The sequence below is a fragment of the Solibacillus daqui genome, from assembly GCF_028747805.1.
Lineage (GTDB): Bacteria > Bacillota > Bacilli > Bacillales_A > Planococcaceae > Solibacillus > Solibacillus daqui.
Genome location: NZ_CP114887.1, coordinates 3510353 through 3529444 on the forward strand (window position 1 = coordinate 3510353; position 19092 = coordinate 3529444).

The following is a 19092-nucleotide window of genomic DNA, read 5'->3' on the forward strand; positions in this document are numbered from 1 at the left end:
TGTTAGAAAACACAAATTTCGCATAAATTATACGAGTTGCTTTTTTTATGTGGATTCCATTGGTAGTTACATTTAGGCGACTACCTATTCGTTCTTAGTTTTATGTGACTTTCCTTATAGAAGATAATCCCTATTATGCCCATCATAGAAAAAATAACGGGCGTGATGAAGCCATAATAGTAACCGTCCGTTATATTTCCTGTAGTTCCATGAAAATATTCCAATATATAACCGTAAAAGATCGGCAGCAGTACAGCACTTAAAAAGCCACCTGTATTTACAAACCCAGAAACAATGCCATTTTCTTTAACTGAAAAAGATTGACGAACCGCTGCAAAAGATAATGCACTTGCCCCATATCCATAGCCAATAATAAAAAATAGGATACTAAGCAATACCAGTGACGGATGCCCTTTAAATAATAAGAATGTACACCAACTCAATAAAACCGTACTATGAACAACAATGTAAGGTTTTTTAATTGTTTCTAACCGGCTTGAAAGCCAACTTGTTAATGGTGCTCCAATAAGTGCTCCGATAAGACCAAGCATTATTAACTGGCTCGCCTCTGAACTTGTCATTTCATACAAATCCGTCATATATGGTACTGCCCATGAGCTAATGAACCCCACATACCCGCCGACAACCCCGAAATGACAAAAAAATAGTGCCCATGATTGACGATTTGAAAACACATTTCTGACGATAACAAGTGTTTTATCTCGTTGTACCATTTCTTTATTAATAATCGGTTCTTCTTCAAATCGGTGTTTTGTATTTTTTATAAGTACAAAATAAAGAAAGACACCACAAAAGCATAATAATAACCCTACTGAAAAAAATGTAGCTCTCCATCCATATAAACTAATCCATGTAGAGTAAGGCACTGTCGCTAATAAAAAGCCAAGACTCCCTGTCATCCCCGCAAAGCCTACTAATCGAACGAATTCTTTTTTCTGAAACCACGTTGCTAAAATTAACATCATATTAACCCATATCGTTGCATCCCCTACCCCTGTGAGGATTCTTGCAAAAAACAGGATCAATTCATGGGTACCCAAACTATAAATAATTGTCCCAAATCCTGTAAGTGTAGCCCCAATAATCAGAAAAAAATTCGGTCCAAAACGATCCGCTAAAATCCCCATTGGAACTTGCAAACTTGTATATACAAAAAATTGTATACTCATCAATAAGCCAATTTCAGAAGTAGTTAAACCGAAATCTTCCATTAAGTTATTCGTAATTAATCCCGGAGCCGTTCGTTGACTTGCCATTAATAAGTATGTGAGTAGCACCGAAACAAATACAATCCATCGGTATCGACTTTTTTGTTTTTCCACTTGTTTCTTACTCCTATTTATTTTTAATTTCCATGTGTTATTTAATATTTTATTTCCAAACCATTTATACCTGATTACCACTACTTTTTAAATTCATTTCATATTCGGTTTTCTATTACATATACATATCTATATCCATGGAAAAAATTCTTCACGTTTTTCCAGTATTTAATCCGACAAATTTAAAGGGATGGGGAGCATTATTCAAATAAATCCAGTCCATATAAACACATGTTGTTTAAACAATGGGACGAGACAGATTGTGTATTATCCACAAGTGACTTTCCTTGAGAATTATTTATGGGAACATCGCATGAATCATGCTATTTATGAGCAAGTGAAGGATCTTATTTCACTACAAACAGGGAATATGCCAACTACAGTTGATGAAATGTTAGGATTTTATGAAATAAAAAATAACCAGCGGCAATTGCTCAGTTTATCTCTTACCAATTACACATATCATAAGCAGGCTGCACATGGGATGACGTATATCAAATCGCTTACTTTTGATTTTGATAATGAAGAAATTTGTCAATTAAACGATTTATTTACACCTGGTGCTAATTATGTCCAACGAATTTCTGAACTTGTTGAATTACAAATTATTCAGCGAGATATTCCTTTACTAGGTGAATTTACGGGAATTCGACCAGATCAAGATTTTTATATTGCAGATAAATCGCTCGTAATTTATTTTCAATTATATGAAATTACGCCCTATGTGGTGGGGTTACCTATGTTTCCTATTTCTGTTTTTGATTTAGTGGATATTATTGATGAACAGAGTCCTCTAAGTAGAATGGCCGTTAACAACTAACACATAAAAGACCCATGCTTAAAGAAAATTACACTCTTGCATGGGCTTCTCTGTTTTATTCGTGTATTAATGTTCATCAATATGCGGTGGTTGAACTGGGTGTGCATTTTCGATAACACGATACGCAATCTCCCATTAACAGCGACATTAGATCGTTATGGTAGATTAATGCTTCAGTTACATAGCCGAATATAGGTGTTCATCTTTGATAAGCTGCTAAATAATAAATACAGCTACAATAGTCGTTACAATTAAACCAACGACAACGGGTACAAGATTTCTCCGTGCAAGCTCAAATGGACTAACATTACAAATCGCTGCTGCTGGGATAAGTGCCCAAGGAATTAATGTACCGCCACCCACCCAAATCGCAGCAATTTGACCAAGTGCCGTTAATGTTGCCGTCCCTTCACCAATTGCTGTACCAAACAAGCTTCCAATAGAACCAACTAATGAAATTCCCGAAAACCCAGATCCATCAAGACCTGTAATTGCTCCAACTCCCGTTAATGTGACAACTGCGACTTCTGTTGTAAGTGGCACAATAGAAGCTAGTGCAACACCGAGGTCATTTACAATACCATGCGAGCTTGATGGTAAATAATCGCCGATGATTGTAAGGAAGCCCGAATCACCTAAATAGAAGAATGCCGCAATTGGAATGACCGGCCCAAATACTTTAAAGCCAAACTGAAAGCCATTGATAAAGTAACTCGTCGTTTGATCTAACCCTTTCTTTTTATAGGCAATGATACAAAGTAAAAGTAGAATAAATACGGAAGTGCCCCCTACTAAAGCAGTTGCATCCCCACCTTGCAAATCAAATAACGCCATCGCAACAACATCTAAAATGAACGCAGCCGGAATTAAAACGGCAAAGAATTTTTTTTGCTTCATTGTTAGTAAATCCTCTGTCGTTTCTTGCTCCGTGCCATTATCATACGTACCTACTAATTCTAGTTTGCCTTTTTTCATATCACGTTTTAATAAATAAAAAGCAACAATTGTTGTTACAACCCCCATTGTAATAACAAGCGGGATACTCGCTGTAACAACATCCCCGACAGGAATTCCAGCTGCATCCGCTGTTAATTTTGGTGCACCCTGAATAACAAAATCAGAAGACAAAGCTATGCCATGACCAAATAAGTTCATTGCCATTGCAACACCAAGTGCGGGAAGTCCAGCACGAATCGCAACAGGCAATAACACCGCCCCTAGTAATGCTACGGCCGGTGAAGGCCAGAAAAACCAAGAAATAATCATCATTAATAGTCCAATTGTCCAAAAGCCGAGCGTCGGATTTTTAATGATTTTTGTAAAGGGGGCAACCATTACTTCATTAATACCGGTTTTAGTTAATACACGGCTCATCGCAACGATTATGGAAATGATTAAAATAGTAGATAATAACTCTGTAATGGCATAAATAAAGCTATTAAATATACTACTAATAGAGGAAGTAAAATTTCCTGTCGCCACAATTGCGATAACGAAAATACCTAATATGCTAATCAATGTTGTATCAAGACGCCTTACCATGAAAAAAATGATGAGCAATATAAATAAGACATAGATCCAATGCAAGACTGTTAATTCAATCCCCATACACTGCCTCACTCCCTTTTTGTTTAGCATATGGAGGGCATAGATAGATGGTGAGCGCCTATTAGCAATTAATATTTTTTTAGAATTTAATGAATTCGCCTATTTTTTATTAATTTCGTATTGATTGGTTAAAAAGGGATATTCATAATATTTTTGTTCTAAATAGGCGAATTTTATCTTACAGTATAAAAAAGCATTTAAGGAGAGAACAAATGATTGTAGATGGCGTGTTCTCTGGTGGTGGTATTAAAGGATTTGCTTATGTAGGAGCATTACAAGTGCTTGAAGAACGTGGAATACAATTTAGGCGTGTGGCCGGTACTAGTGCTGGTGCCATTTTAGCCGCTTTCATTGCTGCAGGTTATAATGCTCAGGAACTAGAGGAAGTTTTTGATGAATTAAACTTGAATGTATTGCTCGACCCACCGAAAATCTGTATCGGTATGCCCTTTTTAAAATGGGTTAATTTATACGTACGTTTTGGAATGTATCGCGGAAAGACTCTTGAAAAATGGTTTTATCAAAAATTAGCTTCAAAAGGAATTTATTCATTTGGAGATTTGCCTGAAGGGTCATTAAAACTCCTTGCTTCAGATTTAACAAACGGGAGAATAGTGGTGTTGCCAGATGATTTAAAGCATTATGGCATTAATGCACGTACATTCCCTATTTCTAATGCATTACGTATGAGCTGTGGTCTTCCCTTTTTCTTTGAGCCAGTTTATTTAAAAAATGGAACAAGCGAAAGTGTTATTGTGGATGGTGGCGTATTGAGCAATTTTCCTCTTTGGATTTTTGATAATGGGAATCAAAAAAGACCTGTTCTTGGATTAAAGCTAAGTAGTGCAAATGAAGAAATGGCGCCACGTGAAATCGATAATGGTATTCAGCTATTTGAAGCATTGTTTGCTACAATGCAGAATGCACATGATAATCGCTATATTGCTCGGCGACATGAAAAAAATATTATTTTTATCCCGGTAGAAAAATTTAGCGCCACTCAATTTGATATTGATGAGGAGACAAAACAAAAATTAATGAGTATTGGTAAAGAACGCACCATTCAATTCTTAAAAACATGGTCACCCGTTTGGTAGCGTATTTTGCCCCTTATAGAAATACAAGAAGCCTTCATAAAAGTGAAATCCCTTTATGAAGGCTTCTTACGCTTATTCCTAACTTTACAACTGTCTAGACTTCGCAACATTTCTCAATAGTTTGTTATGGAAACTAACCTCCGATTGTCCATTTACTTAAGATTTTTGGTGCTTATTCTTTGACCAGTTCTTATGCTTTTCCTTTCTTACCTTTTCCAATTTCCTCTTTTATTTCTTCTTTTAGTTCCTCAATTGATTGTTTACGTCGCTCATTTTGCTCATTTATTATTTCTCGCTGTATACCGTCTGTAAACTCTTTGCCAATTTCCGCTTCCATAAGATTTCTTTCGGTATTTTGCACAATTTCACGTATTCGATTTACATTACTCGTTTTATCATCTTGTTTCGGGTACTTTGAATTAGACATATTCTCCTCCTAAGTTATTGTAGATTAAACTTAGTGTGGTTTTTTTATTTGTTCCTATGTGCTCCACTAATAAATTTTAAAAATTGGCTATCCATTATTCAGTAGCTAAAGCTGTAATAACAGCTCCAATAGCTTGGATCCATCCACCAATTGCATTCATGACAGTCCCCTCTTCGGTATCCGTGTTAGCAAAAACTTGAATGACATTCCCTATTAATTGAATGATATTCCCTGTATTTTCAATTGTCTCTAATAACGTTAACTGTCCCGATGTTTGAATGGTCATACCCATTCCTACTATTTGGAGAAGATCTCCTTGTTTTTGTAGGAGCTCACCTGATTGCTCATTGTTATTTAGTATCCCTGCAATTACCGCGATATTGCCAATTGCCTGAATCTGGTCTCCAACAATATTTAATAATCCTTCCTCACCTTTTGCTGCAATAGCAGTTCCACCAGCTTCTAAAACATTGCCAATTAAATTAAAATTTGTGAGGGTTTGTTCTGTAAAAATTTTTGAAGGTGTACTTGCTATTGCAGTAATAATAGTTCCAACTACTACAATCCAGTTACCTGCAATGCCAGCAATATTTGCACTAATAGCTTCATTTTGACTATTGGACTGTTGCTGTTTTACACGTTTCCTAGAAGGAATCATTTTATCTCTATTATTTACAGTTATATCTTTTCTTTTTCGATTAAATTGGTTATTTGGGTTATAAATGCTCATCTTATTTTCACCCACTAATCTATACATCATGCAACAGTATATGATGTTTAAAATAGTAGCATTAGACTAATGAAATGCTGCATCATCTTTTGTCATTTACACAAAAAACCAGACTGCTAAAGGCATCATTCCTTTGGCAATCTGGTTTCATTTTTATTCTATCTCTTGCATTGCTTTAAAATTATCTAATAATGTACGTACTTCATTTGTAGATTTTGTATGCATTAATTGGTTACGTAATTCACCAGCACCGCGGAAGCCTTTTACGTAAATTTTGAAGAAGCGGTGTAAGCCTGACATTGAGCGTGGTAATTGTGCTGCATATTTATCTTGTAGGTCTAATTGTAAACGTAACAAGTCAAGAAGTTCTTCGCTTGTATGCTCTCTTGGCTCTTTTTCGAAAGCGAAAGGATTTTTGAAAATACCGCGTCCAATCATGACACCGTCTACACCATATTTTTCTACAAGCTCTAAGCCCATTTGACGATCTAAAATATCACCGTTGATTGTTAATAATGTATTCGGTGCAATTTCGTCACGTAGTGCTTTGATTTCAGGAATAAGCTCCCAGTGTGCATCAACTGCACTCATTTCTTTGCGCGTACGTAAGTGAATCGAGAGGTTGGCGATCTCCTGCTTTAAAATATGCGTTAGCCATTCCTTCCACTCATCCACCTCTTTGTAGCCTAAACGTGTTTTCACACTTACAGGAATTCCACCTGCTTTTGCCGCTTCAATCAACTCTGAAGCTACATCTGGTCGTAAAATTAAACCTGAGCCCTTTCCACGTCCTGCAACATTTGGTACAGGGCAGCCCATGTTTAAATCAATTCCTTTAAAGCCCATTTCCGCTAAATCGATACTCATCTTGCGGAAGTTATCCGGATTGTCTCCCCAAATATGTGCCACAATAGGTTGCTCATCTTCTGTGAACATTAAACGACCGCGTACACTTTCAATACCATTTGGGTGGCAATAGCTCTCTGAATTTGTGAACTCTGTAAAATATACATCCGGTGCGCCTGCCTCAGCAACAACATGACGGAACACACTGTCCGTTACATCTTCCATTGGTGCTAATACAAAAAACGGCTTCTGTAGCTCCGTCCAAAAGTTTTCTTTCATCTGTATAATCTATCCTCTCATACCAGGACGAATTTCATCCTAAAATTAATCAGTTATATGTTTTGAAATCATTTATTGTAAGCAAAAATACAATCATTATTATAGTATAACCTAGCTTGAAAAATATTTCTTGTATGAGATTTTGATCGAAAAAAGGACAGGTTTACACCTATCCTCCAATAATTAACTTATCGTTAATTCGTTGTAATGTACCTAAAATACTCATCGCCGCTAAATAGCTCGTTTTCGCATTTTGTGGCAGCGGATTGTTTTTTATTATGAAGGTTGCTTCGCCAAAATCCCCGATAATGTCCACTTGGTGAATATTTTGATCAATATGCGGATCGGCAACTAAGCATACCTTTGTTTTATCAAAACCAATACTTGCTAAAGCTAGGACAATGGAGACGTTCATATTTTTAGGGAATTTGCGAATCGCACCACGTGCGGTTCCTTCAAAAATAACTTGTGCTTCGTTAATTTCTTGGTCAATTAATGAATACGCTGGCTTGCGTGTAGTCAATGAAACCTCCTTTACCGTACCAAGTGCGTGGGCGTTTTGTAATAAATCCAAACCTCCGATAGCACCGGATGGTAAATACAGGTCATGATTGTACTGAATTGCTAGCTCGTTTAATTGTTGTAATAACTGCTCATCGGCAAGTGCCCCAATGCTAATTAATACAACCGGTTTTTGTTTGAGAATCGTTGGCACTAATGCTTGAACCGCTTCGATTGTTGCAGCTTCAACAACAAGATCAATATCTGACTCAAGGAATGCATCGAGCTCTGTGAATAATGTAATGCCGAATTGGTGTTCAAGTTCCTCATATTTTTCTTTATTGCGAACATAGATGCTACTTATGCGAAGGTCGTTTTGCTGTTTTTCATTGAGCTGTTGTAATAAGAAATTGGCGATAGCTCCTGCGCCGATTAGACCGATATTCATCGTAACTTCCCTCACGATCATTTTTGATTAGTTGAACCTCACAGTGAATTACGATCGAATATTCGCTTTTTTATAGCCGTCATACACAGCCATGGTAGCACTAAATATAAAGATCATTATAGTCCCGCCAATTATCCACATATTAAATTGATCGCTCGTTACACTGAATATATCCCCTAAATAGGCAATAAAGGTTGGATTTAGTAAATTTGGATTCACTAAAATAATGATAAATACAATGGTTGAAATGATTTGAAGAACCGCATTACTAAATGCCATTCTGATTGTCCATTGTTGCTTAAATAACTTATAAAGGGCTAACGCGATTTCAGCCCCGATAATAATTACAACAATTGGCCAATATTTTAGGAAAACTTCCTGATTTAAAGCTGGTATCACAAATTCTAGCCGATCCCCATTATTTTCATATACCCCTACTAGCTGGTTGGCATAAAAATAAAGAGTAGCCCAAATTGCCGTCCACATTAAGCTTCCAAAAACTTCGAACTTCGAAATTGCTTTTTTCTTAGGTATATAAGCCACATTTTTCAAATCATCTGCGGTCCATTTCTCCAGGCTTGAAGTTAATGGTTGTTGCTCTTTATCCTTATCAAACCTCTCGATAAGTGCAAAGGTTAGCGTGATCCAGAAAAAGACTTGAATACCTACCTCAATAATTGTCCCAATCCCGTTACCTATAATCTTTAAAACAACAGCTAGAATTGCCTCTTCCCCACTGTAGCCGATAAAATATTGGGTAATTATCGTGATTAATGCAATCACGGCGGCAATAGGTAAAATCATTTTCAATAACGAAATATATACATCAAAATAGCGTGGACCTATTAGGTGCATGGGTTGGTCCTTGTAACCATTCGCCAAAACTACCGGGTTCCCTAATTGATTGAGTACCCCTTTTACTTCTTCCTCACTATAATGATCTGGTAGCATATCCTCAATGGTTGAGCGTAACTCGAGTGCAATATCCGCACGAAGTTTTTCAGGTAGCCTACGTGTGACCTCTTGAATATAAATTTCAATTAACTTCATCTTCCTCATCCCCTCTTAATAGAGCATAAAGTTCCTTTGAATTGTTAATCCATTCCGTTTTTAATTGTAGGAAAATTTCCAAACCATATTCGCTCAATACATAGTACTTACGTGGCCTACTCTCAGATGTATCCCAGCTGCTTGAAACCAACTCTTGTTTTTCTAGTCGACGGAGCAATGGATATAGCGTACTTTGATCAATGGAAATTCCTGATTCCTCCAATAACTGAACGAGTGAATACCCATACTGTGGCGTTCTTAATTGACTTAAAACCGCCAACGTCAATGTTCCTCTCCTAAGCTCTGTCGTTAACGAATTTAATAAATTGTTCATTTATACACCTCCAGTTTCAATATTGTATGTCGTACAGTATTTACTTTATACTATGCATCATACAGTATTGTTGATACAAAATCAATTTTAAATTATTTAAGCACGAAAAAAACACAGATTAGACCTGTCTAATCTGTGTTTTTTCATTTAACCCCACCACAAATTGCAAGCATACAAATTTTTCAAGCTACTACTATTATTTAAAATGAAAACTCATATCCTACATAATTAAATGTGTTACGAAATCCTAATTTCTCAGCGACCGCTACGGACGGTTTATTCCCCTCCATACAATCCCAATAAACCGTCATGTCATTTTCAAAGCAATCCTGAACAAAATGATGTGCAAGTATTTGAGCCAACTTCTTCCCTTGATGATCTGCTAATGTTTCAATCCCAACACAATGAATATTGTTAACGACGAAACCAGAGTAACAAATGCTGACGATTTCATTGCCCCAAAAAGCGCCATATGCGATTCCATTATTGAAAAATTGCTCAGGAGAGGACCAAAACTCCTCAATCGTTTCATGTAAAAAAGCTTTATTTTCAATAGTATTTTCCTCATATAGCTGCTCGTTAATTTTACGTATGGTATAGCCTTGTGGTAGTGAAAGCTCCCCTTTTCGCTTATTAATTTGTTCATTCAATGTATAAACCTTTTGATTCCAACTACCTAAATTACGATGCTTGAATAACATTTCAATCGTTTCGTTCCACTTTTCATGATTGCCTACAACTTCAAACCAATTTAAGCCGACCTTTTTCGCATCAGGTATAATTACCTCATCAATAAATGTATTTAACGCTCCATTAAATTGTTGGTTTGAGTCATCCCCAAATAATATAAATCCATCATTATTGCCGAGCCAAATCATACCCGTTGTCGGTGCGCTCGGCTTATCTACAAAAATACGTCCCGGATTAACACTCATTGCAATTGCTTTTGCTTCAAGCTGTCCTTGCTCATTTAATACATGCAAACATTTATGAAAATCTTGCTGCTGTAGTTCAGTAATCATATAAGTCCTCCGTAGTTGTTCATTGTCTATACAATTGGCTATGAAAATTCCTTTTTACCAATTTCACTGTATTTCAAGATCGTGTGGTATTGGATACTTTACCTCTGAAAAGTTTTTGATTAGCAATTCCTCTTGTATCATTTGTCCCGTTCCTTTATCAATCGTCTTTCGCCAAATTTCATTTTGACGATAGTTTTTCCCACCACTTTTTAAAAATTGATGATTTCTTTCCTCAATATGATGAGAGCAAGGGATTTCTTCATTAGCAAAAATAGCACCTTTTAAATGTTTGTCTGTTACCCAAACTTTTATTTGAAATGATTTAGATGTTGGATTATAAAATCGTAAATCGACATAATTGTAAAAAACACTGGCCCCACTACCAAATGGAAGTGTTCGTCCTGAATCAGGAAATGGGTCGAAACTATGGTGATGCCTTTCTGTAACAATTAGCGGTGTGTGTAGCGTCATCCAATATAGTAGATTGGCAAGCTGACAAATTCCCCCACCAACGCCCGTCTTTACTTCTCCCATTGAGAGCTGCATACCTTCAATATAGCCCTTTTTCACAGTCGTTTTTCCTACTAGTTGCCAAAATGAAAATGTTTGGCCAGGCTTAATGATTACACCATTTATTTCACTTGTAGCAATTTTTAAATTGGTTATTTTATTTTCTTGTAATTGTGGATCACTGTTTCCAAGCGTTCTTCTAAGGAGTGATTGATGTTTTTTGCAAGTAAAAGGAAATGTAGTAGCTAACTCTTTATGCACAGCAAATCGTTTTCTTTCTTTTAAATTTGCTAAAAATCGAAATAGTACTTTCTGTTGAATTCGTGCATGATAGAAAATCGGATGAAGTTCAGAAAGTCTCACGATAATTCCCTCCGTAACTTTATTTCGAATTGCATCACAAGAATCATTTAATTCTTTACACTTCAATTTTCCAACTAAACTGAACTTAGTAAATTCAAACACACTAACCTCTACCAGTTTTTACGTTCACACAAAGACATGATATGCGCCACATGATGCTTCCCATGCCATGCGTAAATTCCAATATTTTCTCCAATAGATACTTCACCTGAATCTGGATGAACAAAGGTCTTTTTTAAATCCGCCTGTGTCAAGCTACGTAAAAGGTTTGACCAGCGCTTGTGCAATGATTCAAGAAGTACTAATGAAGGTTCAATCGGTAAATTATAATCAGATAAATCTGCCCATTTCGCTTCATCATATGGCTTAATGACTGGATTATCTTCCGTCAGTGCCAATTTAAAGCGAACGTACGCATTCATATGACTATCTGCAATATGATGAACCACTTGTCTAACAGTCCAACCTCCATCTCGATAAGCGGTATTCAACTGTGCATCATTCAAATCCTTTACCGCCTCTCGTAATGACAGTGGTAATGTTTCAATCTCATTTATCCAGTTATTGATCACAGAACTCGTGATGTCACCTTTAAATTGAAAATTTCCAATAGGGTATTTTTCGTTCATCTGTAGATCCACTATATTAGCATCTTTCTTTTCTAATAAATTTATTTGATATTTTATTGCAGCCATTATGTACACAGAATTCCTTGATTTTTCTATAATTTTATTGCTCAACCCTTTTTCCTCATCTAGCCACCTTTTATAAAAAGGACTTACTTCAAAAAAATTAGCTTTCGTAATTTTTCTTGGGTTCTTTATTTTGCTAGATGGTTGTAAATCAGATTTATTTACTATTAGTGTTTGGCTATCAGTCGTTAAAGTAAAATGTAAACCTGTTTTTGTTGTTAGATTTAACGGTCCGTTTTTGCACTCTGCGATTAAACTGTCCCATACTTTTTTTGCTTGCATATGACAACAACTCACTTTTATCATTATTTTACTAATACATTCAATAAAAAAGAACGAATCCCTTTTCAAGAATTCATTCTTTCTTAGTTTTTAAATTAACACCTGCCATGTCACCGCTTCAAAATGTTTAGTGTATATGGCAGCTTAAGAGGCTCTGGTAGGATTACGTAGTTAACCGAGTCCTACAAAAATAGAACCTAGTCCAAGTAAAACCCAATAAAAATCGGTTTTTGACACAGCTTTCTTTAAATATTTGGGCTAACGCTTAGATGTTTATTTATAATTTAGTTGCATTCGGTAACTCTTGTACTATAATTTTATTCATTTTACAAAAATGTTTTAAAAATTGTTGTGCCAGTTCGTGTTCCTTTGGGTCACTTTTAAGTGAAACGATATCAAGCAAAATTTGAGCCATCCATGAATTATTAAAATAACGGTATTTACCAGTATTCCACGAGGTTTTTTTAGAGGATTTATCCTTTACATAATTATCCCATGAAGGCAGCGCATAGGATTCCTGTTCTGTAAGTTGAAGTTTATATTTTGAATGAGCCGGAATATACCCATCTTCACAAAGCTTACCGATAAAGTCTTCATTCACCATATAGACACCTAAAATACGTCTTTCTTCTCCAGGAACACTAGAATTTTTTTCTGTTAATAGGACAGCGCTATTTTGGTGCAAGCGAATTGGCTTATTCGGTTTCCCTTTATCATTTCCACTTTTTACTACTCCCGAGAAAACTCTCCCCTCTGAAAAGGAACTATTCTTTTCTACAGTGTCACACCAATAAACCATTTGTGATTCAGGATGAAGTTTATAATGTTTCATTAGTTTTTCATGTTCCAAACGAAGCTCCTGTTTTCTTCGATGTAGTTGTCTCTCTTCTTCTTTTTGTAATTCTTCCACTTTTCGTTCATTTTCTTTTTTTTGTATAATTCCCTCTAGTATTATAGCCATACTTTGATCATGTAACTTTAAGTGCTTACCAAATACATCTGGAAAAACAAATAATTTATTTTCGGACGCAAAATTTATTTCAATGCTAGATTCAGTATGTTTAACTATGCTCCCCATACCAAAACGCTTGTGTGTAACTTTCTTATTGATTAAGTTCAATATTCTAATCCTCCTTGTGAAATAAAAGCTGGGTTACCACTAAAAAGTCTATAGATAATTTTATTCAACTAACTTACGTAAAAACTCACACAACTGCTTGAACAACTTTGTACTTCGGTTTCAGAAAAATACATATCGTTTTACTAGCACTAAATGACGTCTTTTCTCATGTGGATTTCATTAAATAATTTATCCACAAAAAAAAAACCAAAAATTAAATTATTCCCTTTCCATAAATTTGAAACAAAGTCGTCGAAATTAAGAACAATTTCGGAAGCTGCTTCATAAATAAATACTTGTTTTTTTCCCAATAATTATATAGTGCCCTCATAACCTATAATCAATACTAAAAATTACTTTCTTAGAAAAGAAACGGATAAAATACTTCGTACGTTAATCATGCATTCTGCGCGTGAGATATTTTCATTTATGTTTCATTTTAGACAACACATTTAGCACAAATGATGACTTTTCTTATTTAGATTTCATTGAAAAATCTATTATTTCCTATCCATAAAAAAAGACCCTCGTTTCGCAATGGTTATTTGCGCAAACATTAGAATCGATATTGATAATATTTACTTTTTCAAGTAATACAATACTGTTTGAAATTTTTTAACGATGGAATGTCTTATTAAAGAGGTGAGTTATCTTATAAAAAAAGCAATTAGGCATCAGCCTAACTGCTTCAAGATTTTCATTTTTTATTCATCTATGCTGATCAATAAGAATGGGATTGCCATCAGGATCTTCAATGGTAAAGCTTGCAGGGCCTTGACTTGATTCATCTGCTTCCGTCAGTAATGGAATGCCTTTTGCCTTAAGCTGTTTCTGTAGATCACGAATATCCGTAAACGAACTCAAATTTTCTGCATTTTCATTCCACCCGGGATTAAACGTCAAAATATTTTTGTCGAACATATTTTGAAATAACCCAATAATGGTACTTTCATTTTTCATAATGAGCCAATTTTGCGAAATATCTCCGCCTAAATCTTGAAATCCTAAACTTTCGTAAAAAGCTTTTGATTTATGAATATCTTTTACATTTAAACTTACCGAAAATGCACCTAGTTTCATATATCCTCCTATAAAAAATTAATAATAAAGAAAGTATACAACATTACCTTCTAGAACATCATTCAGTTTGTCCAATTTTTTTAAAGTTAATCTGACAGCATTCTTCACCGGTTACACTAACAAGTCGTCCCTAGAATTTGTTGATGATCCAGTATTTAAATGATTGATTATTCATATTCTTATATACTATAATTAATTTACAAATTTTTCAAATATCCAGTGCCGTGAATGGTAACGCTAAAGAGGAGTTGTTGTCTATGAATTTCATCACATGGATGATCGTCGCGTGTGAAATCGGCTTTTGGATTGTTATCTTGCTAGGGCTCATCACACGATACATTCTCAAATATGAACGACTGGGACTTTTTTTTCTTGCCTTGACGCCAGTAATTGATTTAATATTACTCATCGTCACAGCAACTGACTTGTACAATGGAGCAACCGCGACGCAAGTGCATGCAATCGCTGCCATTTACCTTGGAGTGTCAATCGCGTTTGGAAAAAGTATGATTCACTGGGCGGACGAACGTTTTATTTATTACATTCAAAAACAAGGACCAAAACCGATAAGGAAAACAGGCTACGCATATGCACGTCATTCGATGAAAGGTTCATTACAACACGTTCTTGCCTATATCATCGGTGCTGCATTTCTAGTGGCCATGATTTATTTCATCAATGCCCCAGCAAAAACGGAAGTGTTTTTAGAAACATTGAAAATATGGGCACTTGTGCTCGGTATTGATTTTGTTTTCTCTATTTCTTATTTCATTTGGCCAAGACCCGAGAAAGCCTAGTAAAGTCCATTCTGTAATTAGTTTAGAAACTTTTGTCAGTAATAATAAAATGCAATCAAAAAAGCCTTGTTGAACTTTATTGTTCAACAAGGCTTTTTGGTATATCGCGGTATAGAAAATGTATATTCTACACCGGGTTCAAGGACCATTTTTGATTGGAATTACTAGAAGTATAAGGGCACATAGAAATTTGATAATAATAAGTAATTTATTTCATGTGAGTAACAAAAAAGACTTCGAATTTTAAAGTTTCGACCGATAAAGATTATGGACATCATTTATGAATCGAAAGGGCTATTGTAAAGCGTTTTTCGAAATAATGCATCGTAAGAAAGAGCTTAAAAAGCTTATACAGAAAAAGGAGAACCGTTACATGAAAAATTTATTTAGTAGCCTTAGAAACAAGCTGTATATTGCGTTTGCACTTGTATTAGTAATCCCAGTTGTTTTAGTAGGGAGCCTCTCCTATCTAGCAGCAAAAGATTCAATTGAAGAAGAAATTCTTTATAGTGCTAACGAGAGTATTAATGTATTAAACTCACTCATTGACAAAACTATGAGTGAAAAAAAGCATGAAATAAGTGTTTTTAGTGAGGTAATCAATTCTTCAAATTATGGTCAGGGGGAAGCGTCTTTAAGAGCATCTCTTTCACAATATATTAAGCAAAACTCTGATACAATAAGTGTATATGTAGGTACTACAGAAGGGGCATTCATTCAAGAACCAAAATTAATAACGGATACTAATTATAACCCTACGGAAAGAGATTGGTATAAAAAAGCTGTCGAATTTCAAGGAGAGCCAATTATTACAGAGCCTTATGTTGGTAAGGGAACTGGAGAAATGATTGTTACAGTTGCTCAGCAGTTAAAAGACCGTTCAGGGGTTGTAGCAGTAGATCTTAAATTAACTAATTTACAAAAAGTGTCAGATTCCATTCGTATTGGGAAAAATGGATACTCTTCCATTTTTGATGTCAACAAAAAAGTTATCTCACACCCTACATTAGAAGGCGGTGGAGAAGTAAAAGAAAGCTTCATGGATCAGATGTACGAGAAAGAATCTGGTACGTATGATTATGTTTATAAAGGAGATAACCGAATATTATTTTTTACAACAAATGAATTGACGGGCTGGAAAATTTCAGGAACAATTTTCTCGAAAGAAATAGATGAATCTGCTTCCTTTATATTGTATACAACGTTACTTGTATTAATCATTGCCATTGTAGTTAGCACAATTGCCGTTCATTTCGTCGTAAAAGGAATTATTAGACCGATTGACAATTTAAAAGAAAGTGCCGTGACAATCAGTAAAGGGGATTTAACTGAAAAAGTGACAATCACTTCGAATGATGAAGTTGGACAATTAGGTCAAGCTTTCAATGATATGCAGGAAAGTCTACGAACACTTATAAAAAAAGTAGAAGTGAATGCAGAAGAAGTCGCATCTTCAGCGGAAGAGTTAACAGCTAATGCCGATCAAACGAGCTCGGCAACCGAGCAAGTGGCAATTGCGATACAAGAAGTTGCTTCTAGTGCAGATACGCAAACAATCAGTGCAAGCAAAAATGCGGATTCTTTAAATGAATTGTCAAAAGCAATTCTTCATATAGCAGAAATTTCTTCTACAGTATCGGATCTTTCACAGGATGCTTCGATGCAGGCAGATGAGGGTGGTAAAGCCGTTCAAGATACGAAGGAACAAATGAATTCCATCCATCAATCCGTTTCAGAATCAAATACAAAAATTCAAACGTTGCATGAGCGTTCGCAACAAATTACGTCTATTTTAGATGTGATTACAGACATTGCGGATCAGACAAACCTTCTGGCTCTAAACGCTGCAATCGAAGCTGCAAGAGCAGGAGAGCATGGGAAAGGTTTCGCCGTAGTTGCAGATGAGGTGCGTAAACTAGCCGAGCAATCCCAGCAATCTGCGAAACAAATTTTTGAGTTAGTGCATAGTATTCAATCGGATACGGAACAATCGGTGCGCATTATGGCTCAAGTGACAGAGGACGTACAAAGTGGCTTACATGTATCAGATGAAGCGATCGCTAAGTTCCAAGTCATCTTGACGAGCATGCGAAAAATTACACCACAAATGCAAGAAATATCTTCCGCATCAGAACAGATGTCGGCAAGTGTGCAAGAAGTTACCTCGATTACAGAAGATTTAGCTTTCTCAGCAAAAGAAAATGCTGCGACATCAGAAGAAGTTGCTGCTTCTACTGAGGAGCAATTAGCATCTATGGAAGAAATCAATGCATCTGCACAATCACTTTCCCACATGGCAGATGAGTTGAAATTACTTATTAATCAATTTAAATATTAAATTCGTAATAAAAAAACCTTTGGATAAAGCCTCCAAAGGTTTTTTGTGTTTTGGTAATTAAGAAACTGTTACAGCTTCATTTTGGTTAACTGGCACCACAACCGGTCCCATTGCATTTGTGATAATTTGTTTAATATCTTCAAGAGTAGCTTTTCGTGGGTTTGTCGCTGCGCAAACATCTAACATCGCATTTTTAGCTAAAATTTCGATGTCTTCGTCTTTCGCACCAAGTTCACGGAAGCCACTTGGAATATTTAAGTCTTTTGCTAACGCTTCAATAACTGAAATTGCTTTTTCAGCAGCATCGCGCTTGCTTAGCCCTTCAATGTTTGCACCTAATAATTCAGCAATTTTTGCAAAACGTTCTGTGCGTGCTGTTAAGTTGAAACGGCAAACATGTGGTAATAAAATTGCGTTACATACACCGTGTGGAAGGTTATAGAAGCCACCTAATTGATGGGCAATGGCATGTACATAACCTAATGATGCGTTGTTGAACGCCATTCCTGCTAAAAATTGAGCGTAAACCATTTGCTCGCGTGCTTCTAAATCTGCACCGTTTGCATAAGCACGCGGTAAATACTCAGGAATTAATTGCAGTACTTTTTCGCCACAAGCATCTGTAATTGGCGTTGCATTTGTTGAAACAAATGCTTCGATTGCATGTGTTAATGCATCTAAGCCAGTTGCTGCCGTTAGTGCTGGTGGTAAACCAATCATTAACTCAGGGTCATTAATTGATACAAGAGGGGTAACATGTTTGTCGACAATCGCCATTTTTACTTTACGCTCTGTATCTGTAATAATTGTAAAGCGTGTCATTTCACTTGCTGTACCAGCAGTCGTATTGATAGCGATTAACGGAACTAATGGATTTTGTGTTTTGTCTACGCCTTCATAATCATGAATGCGTCCACCATTCGAAGCAATAATACCGATACCTTTTGCTGCATCGTGTGCACTACCGCCTCCAAGCGATACAATTGAATCACAGTTCTCAGCTACATAAGCCGCGATACCATCTTCAATATTTTTGTCTGTTGGATTTGGTTCTGCTTTCGGGAAAATTGCCACTTCAATACCTGCATCTGTAATGATATTAGCAATTTGTTCTGAGAGCCCTAATTTGTGTAAGCCCTCATCTGTTACGATCAATGTCTTCTTCACTTCTAAATCTTTTAGTTTTTTACCAACTTCTTGAATTGCCCCTGGTCCAAATAAGTTTGATGATGGCATGACAAATTGCTTTAGAACGTCTGACATGTTTCCAACCCCTTTTCCAATGTTAAATATTGCTTGAATGGCAAAAATCACCCTTCAAATTATCCTATTCTATCAACTTTGAAAAAATACTCGGGATTTTTCAGTTAAATGTATATTTTTAGTGAACGTTATTATGGAATAG

At 35.9% G+C, this 19092-nt stretch carries 18 protein-coding genes; 4 read left to right on the forward strand and 14 right to left on the reverse strand.

Annotated elements, in window-relative coordinates; all coding sequences use genetic code 11:
- Positions 1–80: 80 nt before the first annotated feature.
- Positions 81–1343 (reverse strand): MFS transporter, encoded by a 1263-nt coding sequence (locus tag O7776_RS17285; protein WP_274308174.1) that lies wholly within the window; start codon positions 1341–1343, stop codon positions 81–83.
- 313 nt (positions 1344–1656) lie between these two features.
- On the opposite strand from O7776_RS17285, the gene O7776_RS17290 reads away from it, so the two are divergent.
- Positions 1657–2163, forward strand: a complete 507-nt coding sequence (locus O7776_RS17290; RefSeq protein WP_274308175.1) for an RsiV family protein — start codon at positions 1657–1659, stop codon at positions 2161–2163.
- A gap of 216 nt (positions 2164–2379) precedes the next feature.
- Here O7776_RS17290 and O7776_RS17295 read toward each other — a convergent pair whose 3' ends face one another.
- Positions 2380–3771, reverse strand: coding sequence for a hypothetical protein (locus O7776_RS17295; RefSeq protein ID WP_274308176.1), 1392 nt, complete (start codon positions 3769–3771; stop codon positions 2380–2382).
- A gap of 212 nt (positions 3772–3983) precedes the next feature.
- On the opposite strand from O7776_RS17295, the gene O7776_RS17300 reads away from it, so the two are divergent.
- Positions 3984–4868 carry a patatin-like phospholipase family protein gene (locus tag O7776_RS17300; protein ID WP_274308177.1) on the forward strand — a complete coding sequence of 295 codons (885 nt, stop codon included), beginning with the start codon at positions 3984–3986 and terminating at the stop codon, positions 4866–4868.
- A gap of 190 nt (positions 4869–5058) precedes the next feature.
- Here the strand turns inward: O7776_RS17300 and O7776_RS17305 are convergent, their stop codons facing one another.
- The 11 genes from O7776_RS17305 to O7776_RS17355 all read right to left on the reverse strand — a co-directional run bounded on the left by O7776_RS17305 (position 5059) and on the right by O7776_RS17355 (position 14552).
- Positions 5059–5295, reverse strand: coding sequence for a small acid-soluble spore protein Tlp (locus O7776_RS17305; RefSeq protein WP_274308178.1), 237 nt, complete (start codon positions 5293–5295; stop codon positions 5059–5061).
- Positions 5296–5389: 94 nt separating this feature from the next.
- A complete protein-coding gene (locus tag O7776_RS17310; RefSeq protein ID WP_274308179.1) occupies positions 5390–6025 on the reverse strand; it encodes a DUF6944 family repetitive protein in 636 nt (211 codons plus the stop codon).
- 153 nt (positions 6026–6178) lie between these two features.
- Entirely contained in the window at positions 6179–7150 is a 972-nt protein-coding gene (locus O7776_RS17315) for a tRNA dihydrouridine synthase (protein WP_274308180.1), read from the reverse strand.
- Between the two features lie 169 nt (positions 7151–7319).
- Complete coding sequence (gene nadX, locus O7776_RS17320; protein ID WP_274308181.1) at positions 7320–8099, reverse strand: aspartate dehydrogenase; 780 nt, start codon at positions 8097–8099, stop codon at positions 7320–7322.
- A 48-nt stretch (positions 8100–8147) separates the two neighbouring features.
- Entirely contained in the window at positions 8148–9149 is a 1002-nt protein-coding gene (locus tag O7776_RS17325) for an HAAS signaling domain-containing protein (RefSeq protein ID WP_274308182.1), read from the reverse strand.
- Positions 9136–9483, reverse strand: coding sequence for a PadR family transcriptional regulator (locus O7776_RS17330; protein ID WP_274308183.1), 348 nt, complete (start codon positions 9481–9483; stop codon positions 9136–9138). Before O7776_RS17330 ends, O7776_RS17325 begins: the two co-directional genes overlap by 14 nt.
- A 200-nt stretch (positions 9484–9683) precedes the next feature.
- Entirely contained in the window at positions 9684–10505 is an 822-nt protein-coding gene (locus O7776_RS17335) for a GNAT family N-acetyltransferase (protein WP_274308184.1), read from the reverse strand.
- Positions 10506–10568: 63 nt separating this feature from the next.
- On the reverse strand, positions 10569–11378 hold the full coding sequence (locus O7776_RS17340; RefSeq protein WP_274308185.1) for a VanW family protein: 810 nt from the start codon (positions 11376–11378) through the stop codon (positions 10569–10571).
- 110 nt (positions 11379–11488) lie between these two features.
- A complete protein-coding gene (locus O7776_RS17345) occupies positions 11489–12007 on the reverse strand; it encodes a YfiT family bacillithiol transferase (protein WP_274310535.1) in 519 nt (172 codons plus the stop codon).
- 622 nt (positions 12008–12629) lie between these two features.
- Positions 12630–13472 (reverse strand): malate synthase, encoded by an 843-nt coding sequence (locus O7776_RS17350; protein WP_274308186.1) that lies wholly within the window; start codon positions 13470–13472, stop codon positions 12630–12632.
- Positions 13473–14180: 708 nt separating this feature from the next.
- Complete coding sequence (locus tag O7776_RS17355) at positions 14181–14552, reverse strand: VOC family protein (RefSeq protein ID WP_274308187.1); 372 nt, start codon at positions 14550–14552, stop codon at positions 14181–14183.
- A 257-nt stretch (positions 14553–14809) separates the two neighbouring features.
- Here O7776_RS17355 and O7776_RS17360 point away from each other — a divergent pair, with 257 nt between their 5' ends.
- Both O7776_RS17360 and O7776_RS17365 read left to right on the forward strand, forming a co-directional pair.
- Entirely contained in the window at positions 14810–15349 is a 540-nt protein-coding gene (locus tag O7776_RS17360; protein ID WP_274308188.1) for a hypothetical protein, read from the forward strand.
- Positions 15350–15722: 373 nt separating this feature from the next.
- Positions 15723–17687: a methyl-accepting chemotaxis protein gene (locus O7776_RS17365; protein ID WP_274308189.1), complete on the forward strand. Its 1965-nt coding sequence runs from the start codon at positions 15723–15725 to the stop codon at positions 17685–17687.
- A 57-nt stretch (positions 17688–17744) separates the two neighbouring features.
- Here O7776_RS17365 and O7776_RS17370 read toward each other — a convergent pair whose 3' ends face one another.
- Positions 17745–18950: an iron-containing alcohol dehydrogenase gene (locus tag O7776_RS17370; RefSeq protein ID WP_274308190.1), complete on the reverse strand. Its 1206-nt coding sequence runs from the start codon at positions 18948–18950 to the stop codon at positions 17745–17747.
- Between the last annotated feature and the right edge of the window lie 142 nt (positions 18951–19092).